Origin of the sequence: Bradyrhizobium rifense, from assembly GCF_008123425.1 — a bacterium.
Lineage (GTDB): Bacteria > Pseudomonadota > Alphaproteobacteria > Rhizobiales > Xanthobacteraceae > Bradyrhizobium > Bradyrhizobium rifense.
In genome coordinates this window covers 53,164-67,875 of the sequence record NZ_VSSS01000002.1, presented here as the reverse complement: position 1 = coordinate 67,875, position 14,712 = coordinate 53,164, and the positions used below count along the sequence as shown (strand labels likewise).

At 59.7% G+C, this 14,712-nt stretch carries 15 protein-coding genes and 1 pseudogene; 8 read left to right on the top strand and 8 right to left on the bottom strand.

Translation table 11 applies throughout. The features are described 5' to 3' along the window. Nucleotides 1-841: 841 nt before the first annotated feature. The 5 genes from FXB40_RS01195 to FXB40_RS01170 all read left to right on the top strand — a co-directional run bounded on the left by FXB40_RS01195 (nucleotide 842) and on the right by FXB40_RS01170 (nucleotide 5,991). Nucleotides 842-1,801 (top strand): RNA-directed DNA polymerase, encoded by a 960-nt coding sequence (locus FXB40_RS01195; RefSeq protein ID WP_148770333.1) that lies wholly within the window; start codon nucleotides 842-844, stop codon nucleotides 1,799-1,801. 654 nt (nucleotides 1,802-2,455) lie between these two features. Continuing rightward, nucleotides 2,456-2,806 carry a hypothetical protein gene (locus FXB40_RS01185; RefSeq protein ID WP_148770332.1) on the top strand — a complete coding sequence of 117 codons (351 nt, stop codon included), beginning with the start codon at nucleotides 2,456-2,458 and terminating at the stop codon, nucleotides 2,804-2,806. Nucleotides 2,807-2,845: 39 nt separating this feature from the next. Then, nucleotides 2,846-3,067 (top strand): hypothetical protein, encoded by a 222-nt coding sequence (locus tag FXB40_RS01180; protein ID WP_148770329.1) that lies wholly within the window; start codon nucleotides 2,846-2,848, stop codon nucleotides 3,065-3,067. Between the two features lie 75 nt (nucleotides 3,068-3,142). Beyond that, on the top strand, nucleotides 3,143-4,393 hold the full coding sequence (locus tag FXB40_RS01175; RefSeq protein WP_148770326.1) for an HlyD family secretion protein: 1,251 nt from the start codon (nucleotides 3,143-3,145) through the stop codon (nucleotides 4,391-4,393). A 14-nt stretch (nucleotides 4,394-4,407) separates the two neighbouring features. After that, complete coding sequence (locus FXB40_RS01170; RefSeq protein WP_148770325.1) at nucleotides 4,408-5,991, top strand: DHA2 family efflux MFS transporter permease subunit; 1,584 nt, start codon at nucleotides 4,408-4,410, stop codon at nucleotides 5,989-5,991. 651 nt (nucleotides 5,992-6,642) lie between these two features. Here FXB40_RS01170 and FXB40_RS01165 read toward each other — a convergent pair. Both FXB40_RS01165 and FXB40_RS01160 read right to left on the bottom strand, forming a co-directional pair. Further along, nucleotides 6,643-6,840 (bottom strand): hypothetical protein, encoded by a 198-nt coding sequence (locus FXB40_RS01165; RefSeq protein ID WP_148770323.1) that lies wholly within the window; start codon nucleotides 6,838-6,840, stop codon nucleotides 6,643-6,645. A gap of 128 nt (nucleotides 6,841-6,968) precedes the next feature. Continuing rightward, complete coding sequence (locus FXB40_RS01160; RefSeq protein WP_148770321.1) at nucleotides 6,969-8,180, bottom strand: MFS transporter; 1,212 nt, start codon at nucleotides 8,178-8,180, stop codon at nucleotides 6,969-6,971. A 498-nt stretch (nucleotides 8,181-8,678) separates the two neighbouring features. Here FXB40_RS01160 and FXB40_RS47560 point away from each other — a divergent pair, with 498 nt between their 5' ends. Further along, nucleotides 8,679-8,846 carry a hypothetical protein gene (locus tag FXB40_RS47560; protein WP_187436589.1) on the top strand — a complete coding sequence of 56 codons (168 nt, stop codon included), beginning with the start codon at nucleotides 8,679-8,681 and terminating at the stop codon, nucleotides 8,844-8,846. A 216-nt stretch (nucleotides 8,847-9,062) separates the two neighbouring features. Here the strand turns inward: FXB40_RS47560 and FXB40_RS47555 are convergent, their stop codons facing one another. Continuing rightward, nucleotides 9,063-9,209 carry a hypothetical protein gene (locus FXB40_RS47555; protein WP_187436586.1) on the bottom strand — a complete coding sequence of 49 codons (147 nt, stop codon included), beginning with the start codon at nucleotides 9,207-9,209 and terminating at the stop codon, nucleotides 9,063-9,065. A gap of 143 nt (nucleotides 9,210-9,352) precedes the next feature. Between FXB40_RS47555 and FXB40_RS01150 the strand changes: the two genes are divergently transcribed. Both FXB40_RS01150 and FXB40_RS01145 read left to right on the top strand, forming a co-directional pair. Beyond that, nucleotides 9,353-9,826 (top strand): DUF2231 domain-containing protein, encoded by a 474-nt coding sequence (locus FXB40_RS01150; protein ID WP_246207260.1) that lies wholly within the window; start codon nucleotides 9,353-9,355, stop codon nucleotides 9,824-9,826. 5 nt (nucleotides 9,827-9,831) lie between these two features. Continuing rightward, nucleotides 9,832-11,169 carry a PQQ-dependent sugar dehydrogenase gene (locus FXB40_RS01145; protein WP_148770319.1) on the top strand — a complete coding sequence of 446 codons (1,338 nt, stop codon included), beginning with the start codon at nucleotides 9,832-9,834 and terminating at the stop codon, nucleotides 11,167-11,169. Nucleotides 11,170-11,370: 201 nt separating this feature from the next. Here the strand turns inward: FXB40_RS01145 and FXB40_RS01140 are convergent, their stop codons facing one another. The 5 genes and pseudogenes from FXB40_RS01140 to FXB40_RS01120 all read right to left on the bottom strand — a co-directional run bounded on the left by FXB40_RS01140 (nucleotide 11,371) and on the right by FXB40_RS01120 (nucleotide 14,560). After that, nucleotides 11,371-11,556 (bottom strand): hypothetical protein, encoded by a 186-nt coding sequence (locus tag FXB40_RS01140; RefSeq protein ID WP_148770317.1) that lies wholly within the window; start codon nucleotides 11,554-11,556, stop codon nucleotides 11,371-11,373. Nucleotides 11,557-11,883: 327 nt separating this feature from the next. Continuing rightward, entirely contained in the window at nucleotides 11,884-12,132 is a 249-nt protein-coding gene (locus FXB40_RS50075) for a hypothetical protein (RefSeq protein ID WP_347339741.1), read from the bottom strand. A gap of 433 nt (nucleotides 12,133-12,565) precedes the next feature. Then, nucleotides 12,566-13,091 (bottom strand): annotated as a pseudogene (locus tag FXB40_RS01130) (flavodoxin family protein); the annotation flags it as partial. Nucleotides 13,092-13,189: 98 nt separating this feature from the next. Beyond that, nucleotides 13,190-13,609: a hypothetical protein gene (locus FXB40_RS01125; protein ID WP_148770315.1), complete on the bottom strand. Its 420-nt coding sequence runs from the start codon at nucleotides 13,607-13,609 to the stop codon at nucleotides 13,190-13,192. After that, nucleotides 13,610-14,560, bottom strand: a complete 951-nt coding sequence (locus tag FXB40_RS01120) for a Crp/Fnr family transcriptional regulator (RefSeq protein WP_246207258.1) — start codon at nucleotides 14,558-14,560, stop codon at nucleotides 13,610-13,612. Nucleotides 14,561-14,712: the final 152 nt, after the last annotated feature.

The window sequence follows — 14,712 nt, the reverse complement described above, 5'->3', positions numbered from 1 at the left end:
GCAACGAGATGCTTTGGCGCGAGTCCTGTCCCTGCTCGTCGTGGTGCCAGCGTGTTGGGCGGAAGCACCGTATTGCTGATACAGGCGCTACCACCATTACTTCACGGATTTCCATAAAGGCGCAAAACCGGTCTTGACTGCGACCGTGAGGCTCGCAACCGCCATTCTGACAACGAGAAATTCTGTAATGATCTCAATGGGCCAAAAACACCGAAAATGTCAGAACGGCCGCTGAAAACACTGCAGGATTCCATGACTTCCAAGCTGAATACGAGGGTTCGATTCCCTTCACCCGCTCCAAAACAATTTCCCCAGCGGAAGCAGGCTGTTGCGTTCGCTTTATGGGCGGATTTTGCTGCTCCCTCTCGATTTTCATACAACCGCCGTACAACCGAGCTCCGGTCGGCCCATCGATGTTATCGAATCCTTGGTGCAGTGATAGCGATCCATCCTTATTCGAATCCTTGACTGAACCCGGATACCAACGGGCCCGACGGGTCGCTCCGCGAACCAATTCTGGCTGGGTCTGCTTCTGTTGCACCGAGTCAAGGCGTTGCAGGCGCCGATCATGGGCGGTGAGAACCGGCTCCCAGTCCGTGCCTTCATGATGCAAGGCCTCGGGCCTGAAGAATCGATCGACGCGGAAGAAGCGAGGAAACTGCAGTGGCGGAACTGAAGATACCTTTCGGCTTGGACGGCGCCGTGATGTCCAAGATGAACTGGAAGCTCGCCCTCGCGCGGGTTAGCCACGATCTCCGCTCGGACTTCATAGACGCCCCTCACATTGGTTTCATTTACGCCAAGGCTGGAGAGGAGCTGATCCAGGAGGTTTCAAAGTGCCTTGGCAAGTGGCAAGTACAGTCCGGGGGTGCCAATAACCATCGAGGTTCCGAAGTCCTTCCGGATTCGCGTTGCTGTAAAGCCCGAACGATTGGGTCCAAGCTTCTCTCGCCCCGGAAGCATCCTGCTCCTGTACGATCGGCTCCTCTATCAGGCTCTGGCCGATCAGGCGGCGCCCATCGTGGCTCAGAAAACTGATCACGCGCGATCCTTCAGCCATCAGCTGGCAAGTGCTGACAGCGTATCAATGTTCGTGCCCACCCGTACTTGCTGGAATGCTTTGCAAACAGCGTTGCTCAAGTATTCAAAGGCGGAGGAGGTCAAATACATCCTGAAGATCGACGTCGCGAACTATTTTGGTTCGATGAACCTCCATACCCTGATCAATGTGTTGAACGACTCTGGATATGTCGGTGAGCTATCCGGCCGTCTTGAAGCGGTTTTGACCAGCTATACGAGCCAGCGGAGTTCTCGGGGAATCCTTCAAGGCATGTTCCCGTCGGATTTGTTTGGAAATTTCTACATGGAGCCGATCGATCGCTTCCTTAAGGAGTACGGGGTGAGGGCTGCGCGATATGTCGACGACATCTATGTCTTGCTTGACTCCGTGGAAGCTGCCGACAGGTTGCTCGGCCAGCTGATTCCCAAGCTGCGCTACTACGATCTCGTTCTGAACGAGGCGAAGTGCATGATAATCCCAAAACGGCAACTTCACACCGCGGAACCCGATCTCCAGGCCTTGTTCGATGACGCCGTTGAAGAGATCAGGGATCAAATGAATGATGAAGATTTTGACGCCGATTACGGGCTTCAGTCCGAATGGGAATACGGTGACGATGAGGACGATGATGATGACGAGACCGAGGATGACCGCAAAGAACAATTGGGGAAGTCATGGCGACCTCAACCGGCTCCTCACGCAGGCCATGAACAAGAAGTGACGGCGAGTTCAGCGTCGTGACCGTTTCTTTGGCAGGTAGCTCGCAAACCGGTCACGCGTTGCGTCGTCGCGAGTGAATACCGAGGGCGATCTTCCGCCGAGTTCGGGGCGCGAACTGCGCATCCACAACGCCGCCAGCTCAGGATCGTAGTAACGCGAGAGCGTCAGTTCTTGTCATTTGCACCTTCTGTCGGGTTGATGCGGGGTAGCTGCCTGAAGCTTTGCGCCTTATCGCAAACAGCTTAAGATTGTCGCCGGGTTACGAGGATTCGGATGGGGCATGGCGAATCAACCGCGCATAATGAGCCTGGCGATCAGGAGATTTCGGGGCGTCGAGCTACTGGATTGGCGTTCAAATGCCGGCGTCAATGTTCTGTTTGGTGGCGGGGATTCTGGCAAGAGCACGGTGCTTCACGCACTCGCTCTCCTGTTCAGTCCGACCAACGCGGTTCAGGTGCTCGAAACCGATTATTTTAATCGATCGACCGGCGATGGCTTCGCCATCGAAGCCGTGGTGGACATCCCGCCTGAGGTTGGGATCGCGGATTTTTCTTCGCTATGGCCGTGGGAATGGGACGGCAGCGCAGCGGCCCTCCCGGAGGCGGAGAAGGAGCCCGGCATCCGGTTTTTCGGTTCCGCGTCCGTGGGACGGAGGACCTCGAACTGGTGTGGGAGGTGGTGCAGCCGAACTCGGAAATCGCGGCGTTGTCCACCGGTCTGCGCCGCCGGATCGGCGTCGTGCGCCTGGCGAACGTTGACCGGAACGACCGTGACCTCCGGCTGGTCACGGGTTCTGCGCTCGACAGGTTGCTGTCTAAGGAAAACCTCAAATCGCGGCTCAACAAAAAGGTCTCCGAAGCCGATCTTTCGGCCGCACTGCTCGAGGACGAGACGGAAGCTCTCGAAGCTTTGGGCGCAAAGTTTCAAAAGGCTGGGCTGCCGCACGACCCCCAGCTCGGGCAGCAGCAGCCAAGGGGCTTTCAATTGGAGCGCTCATTGGGCTGCTTGCAGACAGGGGTGGCGTAAAGCTGCCTCTCGCCAGCTGGGGGGGCCGGCACGCGCCGCATGTCCGCGTTGGAGGCGGCCGGCGTCACGGAGGCCGCGTCTCGTCTGACAGTCATCGACGAGATCGAACGAGGGCTGGAGCCGTATCGACCCCGCCAACTGCTTGCGAAACTGGTCAAGGACGGCATCAATGAAGGCCTGATCTCGACCGAGGTTGCACCGTTCCGTGGTGTTAAGGAGAGCGGCAATGGCCGTGTGGGCTCATCTGGCGGGAACAAGTAGTGCGCCGGTCCGTTTCTCACCCTTCGGCAATGCACAAAGCCGGAAATCGCAATGACGGGAATAGAGCGAGGCGGGATGAGTTCTGCAGATGTGGGTTCATCCACCTCCGCGGAGGCGGTGCGCAGGGGCCGTTCATTCGAGAACAGGCCTAAAAATACATCGGACCCTGTCATTGCAGAAGACCATGACGTTTCGTCCGAGAAACCTCAAGCAAATCCGGAGGCAAATCCAGAAAGTCGAAAAGCCGACCGAGAGCCGTCGGAGACCGATCAAAGCCAGGACCAGGGCTCGAAGGGCATCAAGGGCGCATATCGAAAGCACCCGATCGCGATGGTTGTCTGCCTTGGATTGATCGTCGTCGGCGTCATTGCGGGCATCGCGTGGTATCTCCACGCCCGTCACTACGAGAGCACGGACGATGCCTTTATCGATGGCCGGCCGGTGCTGGTCAGCCCGGAAGTCACCGGTAGCATCATCAGCGTCAATGTCACCGATAACCAGGTCGTAAAAAAAGGCGATCTGCTCGCGACCATCGATGCAAGAAACTATAAAGCCGCGGTCGATCAGGCCGACGCGCAAATCCGCCAGAACGAAGCGACGGAGAAAAACCTTGAAGCCCAGATTGCAGGCCAGAAAGCCCAGGTCGATCAGGCCACCCAGCAGGTGACGGAGGCGGCGTCAGCGCTCAAATTCGCGACCGACGAAAACACCCGCTACCAGGATCTGGTGCAGAAGGGCGCCGGGACGGTTCAGCGCGCACAACAGGCTTCTTCCGACTTCAATGGCAAGCAGGCCGCCCTCGACGCAGCAACCGCGGCCAAGGTGTCGGCCGAACGGCAGATCGATGTCCTGAACGCGCAAAAGGTCGGTGCAGCGGCGCAACTCGATCAATCCAAGGCACAGAAGGATCGCGCTGACGCCGATCTGCAGCGAACCGAACTGCGCGCAACCGTCGACGGGCGCGTGACGAAACTGACGGGGGCTGTCGGCGCCCTGGCTACGCCGGGACAAGCGATCATGATCGTGGTGCCGCTCGACATCTGGGTGACGGCCAATTTCAAGGAATCGCAGCTCGCCGACATGCGCGTCGGACAGCCCGTCGACATTAGGATTGACGCGTTCGGGGGCCGCAACTTCCCTGGCCAGGTCAACAGCGTTCAGGCGGGTAGCGGAACCGCGTTCAGTCTTTTGCCGGCCGAAAACGCTACGGGCAACTATGTGAAAGTAGTGCAGCGCGTGCCGGTGAAGATCACCTTCAACCAGCGTCCAGACGTTGAACTGGGACCGGGCATGTCAGTCGTTCCCACCGTCACCGTCCGTCCCTGAGCGGATCGCGGCAAATGCCTGACGCATCAGATAAGGGCGAATACGGCAACGCGAACCCCTGGATCATCGCCATCCTGGTTGCGATCGCAACCTTCATGGAAGTCCTCGACACCACCATCGCCAACGTCGCTCTGCGTTACATATCGGGCGGCCTTGCCGTCAGCAGCGACGAGGCTTCGTGGGTCATTACTACTTATCTGGTGGCCAACTCCATCGTCCTGTGCGCCAGCGGCTGGATCGCCGAGATGTTCGGCCGCAAGAACTTCTTTCTGGTTTGCATTGCGTTGTTCACGGTGAGCTCTCTACTTTGCGGCTTCGCGTGGAATCTGCAGGCTTTGCTGGTCTTCCGCGTGGTCCAGGGGCTGGCTGGCGGCGGCATGACGCCGGTGGCGCAATCCATTCTGGCGGCGGCCTTCCCACCTGCGAAGCGGAGCCAGGGGTTTGCGCTTTACGGCATCGCCGTCGTCGTCGCGCCGGCAGTCGGGCCGACGCTTGGCGGCTGGTTGAGCGACAATCTGTCCTGGCACTGGTGCTTTCTCATCAATGTGCCCGTCGGACTGATCTCGCTCGTGCTGATCTCCGTGAATGTTCCCAGTTCGCCCAATAAGAAAAAAGAGCGTGAGCGGCTCTGGACCAGGGGCCTCGACTTTGATTTCGTTGGATTTCTGCTGATCGTAATTTTTCTCGGTGGCCTGGAGGTGGTTCTTGACCGTGGCCAGATCGACGACTGGTTCGACTCGAGGTTTATCGTGACGTTTGCGGCGATATCCGCCACCGCGCTGCTGCTGTTCATCCCGTGGGAGCTCAACCGGCGCCAACCACTCATCGACATCAAGATGCTGACCGGACGCCAATTCGGCACCTGCTTTGTCATTATGCTAATGACGGGCGCGCTGTTGATCGCGACGACGCAAATTATGCCGCAACTGTTGCAGGAGGAATTCGGTTACACCGCCACGCTGGCTGGTCTTGCCATCTCGCCGGGAGGCGCGGTAACGATGTTGATGATGGTGGTGGTTGGTCGTCTTGGGTTCGTTCAGCCGCGATACCTGATCGCCGCTGGGGCGGCGATAGCTTGTTACGCGATGGTTGACCTGCTTCGCGTTACCTCTAATGCAGATTACTGGTACTTCGCCTGGTCGCGAATCTATCTCGGGATCGGGTTGCCACTTATCTTCATTCCGATCACGACCGCATCCTACGACGGCATTCCGCCGTCGAAAACCGATCAGGCCTCGGCGCTAATCAATCTTGCGCGAAATTTCGGCGGATCAATGGGCGTGGCACTCAGTCAGACGGTGCTGGCTCGGCGCGAGCCGTTTCATCAGAGCCGTCTGATCGAACATATCGGCTCCTGGAATCCGATTTATAACGATACGCTGGGCCGCATACAGGGATATTTGAATGGGCGCGCGGCCACCGGCAGCTCATCCGGAACCAGCATGGCGATCGTCAATGAGATGGTGCAAAGCCAAGCGACACTCCTTGCTTATATCGACGTATTTGTTGCGCTGGGCGTGATCGCCGTAGTGATGGTGCCGTTGGCCCTGACGTTGCGTACTGTCAGTCGGAACGTCGGTGCGAAATCTGCCCATTAGTATTGAGAGAATGCGCCGAGCATCACGCCATCCATGAGTACAGCCGCCAGATCTCCACCTCGGTCGGGAATGACTTTCCAAGCCGCGTCTCCCGCGAAACGGCGCGTACATCGCGGCCTCCCAAATCAGACGTTATCGGTGGCCGAAGTGAGCCCGGTGACAAAGGTTGCCTGCCGTCAGGTGGCTTAGAGTCGGTCGGTCGGCATCGGTCGGTGTTTCCGAACAGTCCATCGACATCTTGCGGTGTCACCGATCACGCGGCCCGCGCCTCGGTCGCCCTTTGCCATCGCCGACATGAAGGAGCGAGCTTCCTTGTGCGTGACGTGCGGGGAAGCAGTGCCACGTTCGGATCGATTTTCACTTCCAAAACGACAGGCCGATCGCTTGAAAGCGTTTCCTGCCAGGCGGACGCCGGACGGTCCGGAGAATCCACGAAGATCCCTTGGAATCCGAGCATCTCGCCGAACTTGGCGTAGGCGAAGTTGGGAATGTCCTTGGGAGGGCCTCGAATTTCGGGTTGCCCCCATGACGCGCTGTTCCCAGGTGACTTCATTGAGATCCTGGTTATTGAACACGCATACGATCCATCGCGGATGCTCACGGGTGCCTTTGCGCAGTCATCGGCAAAAGGTGTTCTGTCGTCGAGCGTGATCAGATCGGGCCATGTTCACCGCAGCAGATTGCCGGGAAAAAGCAGCCGAGAAGCTGGCGCAGGCTGAGCACGATATTGGCCGCCGCAAGAAGAAGCTTCAGGATGCCGCTGAAGCGTGGCTGATCCTCGCGAGCAAGATGGAATCCGATTGGCCGACCGAAGATGTTGGCCGCGCGCCGGTTGCGATCAGGCGGCACGCGAGGTCGTTGGCGGCCGGTGCATCTTTCATCGCGAGTTCATTTTGCTGTGAAGCCGGTCAACTCGTGCTGGCTCGAATCGTTGCTAGGCCGAATCGGGTCGAACACGGCCATATCATGCTCAGATTTCAATATTTGTTGACGACGGCACGGAGCGAGATCCAGAGCGCGATCGAGAGCAGGCCGAACCCGCCGAGGATCAGGAATGCCAATTGGTAGCCGACCCATTGAGCGATCCAGCCACCGAGTGCCGGACTGAACGACGCGCCCATCCCCTGGATTGTGATGACCGCCCCCTGACCGAGATTCACCCGGCCAGTTCCGTTGAGCGTACGGGCCACAATTCCGGGCACCGCCACGCTCTGCAAACCCGCGCCAATGCCGTCGAGGATTTGCACGGGCAGCACGCCCCACCAGCCGGAGAGGAAGACGGCGAGGACGCCACGGATGGGCAGGGCGAGGAAGGAGACCAGCAGCACCGGCCAAAAGTTCCGACGCTCCGCGGCGTGCATGCCGACGATGGACGTGACGATCATGACACCCTGGGCCACCACGATCGTGGCAGCGACCACGCCCGGGCCGTTCATAAGTCCGTCGGCTACCGCGGCGAGGCCGTAGAGCGGTACAATTGCAGCATTGCCCAGATGAAACAATGCCAGAGCCAGAGCCAGCACCAGCAGCGGCTTGTGCTTGACGAGCACGCTAAATCCGCTGGGCTGGCTTTCGGGATCGTCTTCCTTGCCGCGCGCTGCGCGGTGGTCGATGGTATCCGCTGGAATGAGCAGAACGCTCGCAATTGTCATCAGGCCAAAAACCGCCGCGAGCAGAAAGACCGCGACATAGCCGTATCGCCAGCCGAGGTAGCCGGACGCTGCCGCGCCGATCATGTTGCCCGCATGATTAAAGGCCTGATTGCGGCCATTCTGACGGTTGAAACCGCGTTGCTTGACCATGCCGAGAGTGATGCCGGTGACAGCTGGAACGATTGCAGCTCCTGCCACCGACGTCGCAATCTGAGACAGCGCGACAGCCCAGAATTGCTGCGAGACGAGGATGATCGCCGATGCCATCACTACGGCGACGCCTGGGACGATGACCCACGCCCGCTTATGATCCGTCGTATCGATGAATCCGCCGACCGGCGTGGTGATCAGCATTCCCGCGACATTTCCGATCGTCAGGGCGGTTCCTATCAATCCGGTGGTCCAGCCGTGACTCTGCAGAAACACACCGACGAACGGTCCGATCCCGGACTGCATGTCCGCCATGAAGAAGTTCAATGCAAGCAACGGCCAGAGGAGCGATGCGGCGGCTTGCTTTGGTTCTTTGCGGCGGGTCATGTTCCATAAACGCGCTTGCTGGCGAAACGGAACCTTGCGGCTTCGATAATTTTTGCGAAGCGGTAGGTTGGGCGAGAGGAGCGGGCTGCAGAAACGGAACGTCCCATTATGCGCGGGGCTCCCATCGATCCGGAACCCACGACGGCACGTTCCGTCGTCTTGGCGTCGTCGTCTTCGGAGCCCGCACGGGCGACGATTTGAGCTGAATGGTTCTGATCAACATTCTGGAACGGCCGATCGAGCGGATCAGGGAAACCTGCGAGCTGATGGGCGCGACCGGGAGATTCGAGCGTGCGCTCCCGAGCTCGAGGCATTCCTCGAAGCCGAAATCGCCAAAGGAGAGGTCAGTGACTCCCGCCTGACGTCCACCGGGCTTCGCTATCTCAGGCAGGTCTTCGCGAAAGCCTGGTCAACCCTTGCGCGAGACCTACTCTGCAGGAGCGGTCAAGGATCGGCCCCGCCAACAGCGGATAGTCGATGGAGAGATCATGGAATTGAATGGCAAGAAGATCGCAATCCTCACAACAAGTGGTCGATCAGGGAGTCCTGACATCCCGCAATCCCGGAGATCTGGACGCCTTCAGCGCCAAGATCATCGAGGAAGTCAAGGAGGGCGGCACACAAGGCGCGGTGCGGCGTGAGGATCCGGCGATGGCAGTGTCCTAACAGATGAATCGGTGCATCGGGACGTGCCTTGCGTGTTACAAGACATGTCTCGGTCCCGCGATGAATCACTGCCCGGGGAACGGCGGGAAGGGTGTCGAGCCGGCCCATTTTCGCCCGAGATGGCGTACGCGGGTCATGGTAAGGAACTCTTCGCCATAGACGCGCTGCTAAAACAGCGAAAACTACCCCAGCAGGTAGCTGGCGGCTGCCGTCGAGCTATCTCATGACGAGATAGACAACGATAATGACAACGACCGCAACGATCAGTGCCGTCAACGCCATGCCATAGGGACGCGCGCGCCTGGCTTCTGTCGTTTCGGAGACGTTGGCAGGCGGCGGTTCGGCTGGACCTTCACGTACCATGATTGGCTTTCCTTGATGCAGCGGCGAAGCGCTGTGTGATGCACCGTGCATCGCTTTGTTCCTAACCCGCGTCGCGCTACCGCTTCGGCCGAATAGGAACCCCGGCAACGTCGGACGGTTGAGGCGGCATCTGGAGGTTTGCGATGGATGACGTCATTCCAGCTACGACCGACACGGCGAATCCGGCTTCGACCGCCCGGATCGCCAAGCATCCCATTCATCCCATGCTTGTGCCGTTTCCGATTGCCTGCTTTGTCGGTGCGCTGTTGACCGACCTGGCCTATTGGAGCACGGCCGAAATGATGTGGGCAGATTTCTCGGCATGGCTCCTGTTCGCGGGATTGGTCATGGGTGCGCTCGCGGCAATTGCCGGTCTGATCGACTTCTTCGGCAATCGCTTGATCCGCAGTCTCACGCCGGCCTGGTATCATATAACTGGCAACGTGATCGTGTTACTGCTGGCGCTGTTCAACGCGTTCGTCCATAGCCGCGACGCCTGGACGTCGGTGGTCCCGACCGGCCTGATTCTCTCTGCCCTGACCGTCGTCGTGATGCTGTTCACGGGATGGTTCGGCTGGAGCATGGTCTATCGCCATCATGTGGGAGTAGCGGATTGATGCGCATGAGTCCTCGTCGGCCCGGAACGCAAACCTCCGGCTTTGCCGGATGTCTCGTCATCGCGCTCGGCCTCGCCGGCTGCAACGAGACGGCACCGGATCCGAAGACACAGATTGGCGCGAAGCCGGATTTGCCGGCCCAGGAGCAGTATCTTCTGCCGCCGATGCACGTGGCTTCGGTGGTCGGCTGGAAGGAAGGCGAGAAGCCAAGCGTGCCTGACGGCCTGCAGATCACGGCGTTTGCGACCGGCTTGCAGCACCCGCGATCACTCTACGTGCTTCCGAACGGCGACATCCTGGTGGTCGAATCCAAGGCGCCCGGCACCGAGCCGATCAAGCGCCCGAAGGATTTCATCATGAAATGGGTCGAGTCCTGGGCAACCTCGGGCGGCGACACCGGCGAGAGCAACCGTATCACGCTGCTACGCGCCGCCAGCGACGGCAAGCCCGCGGTGCAAAGCGTCTTCCTCGATCATCTCAAGTCGCCGTTCGGCGTTTCTCTTGTCGGCAACGACCTCTACGTCGCCAACACCGACGCGATCGTCCGCTATCCCTACAATTGGGGCGACACCAAGATAACTGCGCCGGGCGTGACGCTAACCCAGCTTCCGGGCGGTCCCATCGACCATCACTGGACCAAGAGCCTGGTGGCGAGCCCGGACGGCTCACGGCTCTATGTCGGCGTCGGCTCCAACAGCAACATCACCGAGAACGGCATCGAGGCGGAAAAGAACCGCGCCGCGATCTGGGAGGTCGATCGAGCCACCGGACGATCGCGGATCTTCGCCAGTGGCTTGCGTAATCCCAACGGCCTGAGCTGGGAACCGCAGAGCCACGCGCTCTGGGCCGTCATCAACGAACGCGACGAGATCGGGCCGAATCTCGTGCCGGATTACCTCACTTCGGTGAAGGATGGCGCGTTCTACGGCTGGCCCTACAGTTACTACGGCCAGCATGTCGATCCGCGCGTCCAGCCGCAGCGTCCGGATCTCGTCGCGAAGGCGATCGCGCCGGACTATGCGCTGAGCTCGCACGTCGCTCCGCTCGGCCTGGCGTTCTATACCGGTGACGCTCTGCCGGCGGCCTACCGGGGCGGCGCTTTCGTCGGCGAACATGGCAGCTGGGATCGGCCTCAGCTCAATGGATACAAGGTCGTGTTCGTCCCCTTTACCGACGGCCATCCGAACGGACCAGCCCAGGACGTCGTCACGGGTTTCCTGAGTCCGGACGAGAAGTCGCGTGGGCGCCCGGTCGGATTGGCGATCGACAAATCCGGCGCGCTGCTTATTGCCGATGATGTCGGCAACACCGTATGGCGCGTGACCGGCTCGGGGCGGGTCTGACGGTCCGTCGGCATCCTGCCCCGCACACGAGCGTCGCATACCTTCGCATACCTTCATGTCTCTGCGTCGTGTCTCCGCACAACGGGCTGCAGTCGAACAGCCTTCCTAATTCGAACCAAATGTTCTCGAAGGAATGCCCGGCTCTTGGATAGAGCTAGGCCGCCTCGATCGTACGTGTCTTCCTGTATCGCTGAAAGGCGGCTATGGCGACAGCACGAGACGATTGCGTTGACCCTGCTCCATCATGAGGCCGATCTTCCGGGTGAGGATCCGGGCTGTCTCGTCTTGATCTTCAATTTCGCCCGAGCACTGCAAATAGTTCCAGGCGATGCGGATCGTTTCCTCGAGCAGGGGACCGTCGACGTCCTCTTGGTACCAGGTGGACATGGCATTTGCCTCGTGCGCTTCGCACTAAAAAGCGGTCACCGGCGGCTTCGTTCCTATCCGATCGCCCGTGGGAATGTCAGGAATAGCTCGTCGGTTGGATTGGACCGAGTAACCCCCGATAAGCCCTCGGGAGGCGGAGGACATCTAGTGGCCGCCCGTTGGTTCGACTGGCGGGTCTTTCGTCTTGGCCCTGGTCGCGCTACCGACCGTTCTCGGTTGTGAGTTCGAACGAGAACACGCTGTAGTGGTGGTCAATGAGACGGAGCAACTCGATCGGCGGTTGCGACTGCTCGGGGCGGCGCCATGAAACCTCGAATACAAAGTCTGTCATCGTTGGGTCTGTGCCCTGACGATTGCTCCTGAAACCGTGCCCGGTATTGCAATGAGCCTGCAAGCCGCGGTAGTTCGTCGAGGACCCCCCAGTCCTTGTTGAAAGAGATCGTCAACGCAGCACGGCGGTGCTGACGAGGAATGATGACGTCGACCCATCTTCAAAAACCATAGCGTTGCAACGCCTAGGAGTGTGGCGACGATACCGAGCGCGAGTTGGCCGCCGCCGAGGCAAAGCCCGATCACCGTTACCAGCCACAATGTGGCGGCGGACGTCACCCCGGTGACAAGGTCGCCCCTTTTTCAGGATCGTACCGCCGCCGATAAAACTTACGCCCGTCAAAATGCCGAGGGGCAGGCACATCAAGTCCATGACGGCGAACGAGCCGGGGTTCTTTCCCTCCATCGGCAGCAGCAAGATTGGTCTGGATCATCGGAAGCCGGCGGCGTGGCCCCGTGCCCCACGGTTGAAGCCAATAATCGCGCCGGCAACCATCGTCAGTGCAAGACGCAACGCGATATCAGGCCAGGTCAGATGCAGAGGCATGTCCATGATCATGGTCGAGGCTAGGGCAGACTGGGATAGTTGGCTTCCTTCATCAGCCGCGCGAGGTGGGCCGCGTTCGCATGGTGGTCTGGACGGTCCTGTCATATGGCGTCGCGAGATCCCTGTAGTCGGGGATCCCATCGCTTCTCCGACCCAGGAGGTGCCGCCACCCGCGGGAATAGTGGACCCGACGTCGTTCAATGCCTGAAACATCTCGGCGTGACAGTGGTGCGCACCGTCCTCATTGCCGACAACCGCAGCAACCGCGACCTTGCCGAAAGCGGGCATGCGCTTCCGCTCGTCAGCTTCTTCGAGGAAGGCAGCCATTTCGAGGAAGGCAGCCATGCGTTCCAGGATACGCTTGGCAACGCTCGACGGTTGGCCAAGCCAGATCGGAGAGTGCCGAGGCTCACAATGTCGCAGGTCAAAATCTTCCGCAGCAGCATAGGCCAGTCGTCGCCGTCGCCTTCGTCCGAGGTGACATCCGGCTTGATGTTCAAGTCCGCGACACGAACGAGATTGCCTCCCACGTCGTATCGAGCGAGCGCGGCCAAAATCTCTCCGAGGAGCTTGTCGGTCGATGAGGATTGCTGCCGGGCTTAAGCGTGCAGCTGAGCGCCAGCGCGGTCAGCGCGGATGATTTCGACGCGTCGGCCATCGCGGGCTCCTTTCTGGGGAGCCAATTCCGCGGGAACACCTTCGTTCCTCGCATGTGGCCCCCAGCGATGCGCGGTTGCGATGCCGTAAGGGAAACGTCTATTTTGCCCGCGGCCAATAAGTTGAACAGGCCGCGTCGAGCCGAACCAGGTTTGATCGGATCGTCCTGAACGACGCTTCTGTCCTGGCAAATTCCTCGTTGAATTGTGCCTGCAAGGTTCGATTGCGCTCGATCAATCGCGCGCTGATCGCCAGCAATTGCTCCGTTGGAGATTCGGTGCGCCCCTTGTGATGCGGCCGAAGCATTTCCGAGAACGGAATGGTCGCCAACAGAACACCTCCTTCGCTGATGATCTCGTCCTCGGCTGGATCAACCCGATCCCGCAACTTCTCGAATGCGATATCCAGGATAGCGCGGCAGGGTGTCGAGATAGGCGTCCTCCGGGATGGAAAAACCGTGCCGCTTTTATCGACGCTGACGTCGTCGTGCGAGGTGTGATTGAAGAAGAATCTGGGCATTCAGGTCGCTCCGCAGACTGAGAGCCTCAATCCATCCAGGTACCGCGGGTCAAACTCGGCGACCTCATAGAGACCGGCTCGGTTGCGCAATTTCAGTCGTTGATGATTTAGCTCGATCAAGCCTTGGCTCCGCAGGATCTGGAGCGTCCGGTTGACGTGGACGGACGACAAGCCGAGCAAATCGCCGAGTTCCCGCTGCGTCAGAGGGAATTCGAACTCGTCGCCGACGCCGTTTCCGGAGAGTTGCAACCGATATGTCATCTCGCACAAGAAATGGGCCAAGCGTGTCTGCGCCGCGCGGCGTCCCAGCCAGATCATCCATTCCTGTTGAATGGCTGCCTGCGCCGCCGTTTCTAGCCATAATGCGCGCGCGATCGCCGGGTGCGCGGTTGTAACCGCTTCGACCGCACTGAATGGCAATGGCAGGCAAATCGCCGGTGTAAGGGCGAAGATCGAGTTGCGCGCCTGGCAGAACAGCAACCCACCGCAATTCAGCACGTCCCCGGCGACGGAAACAGCGACGATCTGCTGTTTTCCGTCCAACAAGGTTCGAACCGTTTGGGTCATTCCGTTGCAGAGAATCATCAACGCGGCAACATCTTCGCCCTGTTCGATTAGGCATTCGCCCTTTTGAACAAATCTCGGCGGAGAGGCTGCCGCCAGAAGCGCTTGTTGGTCCGCCGCCGCCAAGCCCATTCGCGAGGATAATTTCGCAACGAGGGACTTGATCTCGTACGGTACCGTGGACCCTAGGTCACGCCGCCCGCCGGCTTCAAAGCTCGGCCGCCCGGCCCAGGTCCTCAGCTCCGCCTGAAATTCTAATAATTTTGCCTCTTTCAGCAGGAGGGCCCTGATGCTGCCGGTCTTCTCTGCGGCCAGTTCGCGGCGTTCCCGCGCGAGCTGGCGAAGGTCATGGGGCGACCGATTGTGTATCGAGAGTTGACGCAGCATCTTGCTCGAAGCCCTTCGTCCATAAGTGTTGGGAGAGGCAAATGGTTCCAAGGAACGCCGGCCTTCGCGGCCGTACCGTCCGCGGGCTGGAATCGAATTTCTGCAAAGAATTCCTTGACTTGTGTGGGGATCGCCGGAAGGGTGAGACTTAC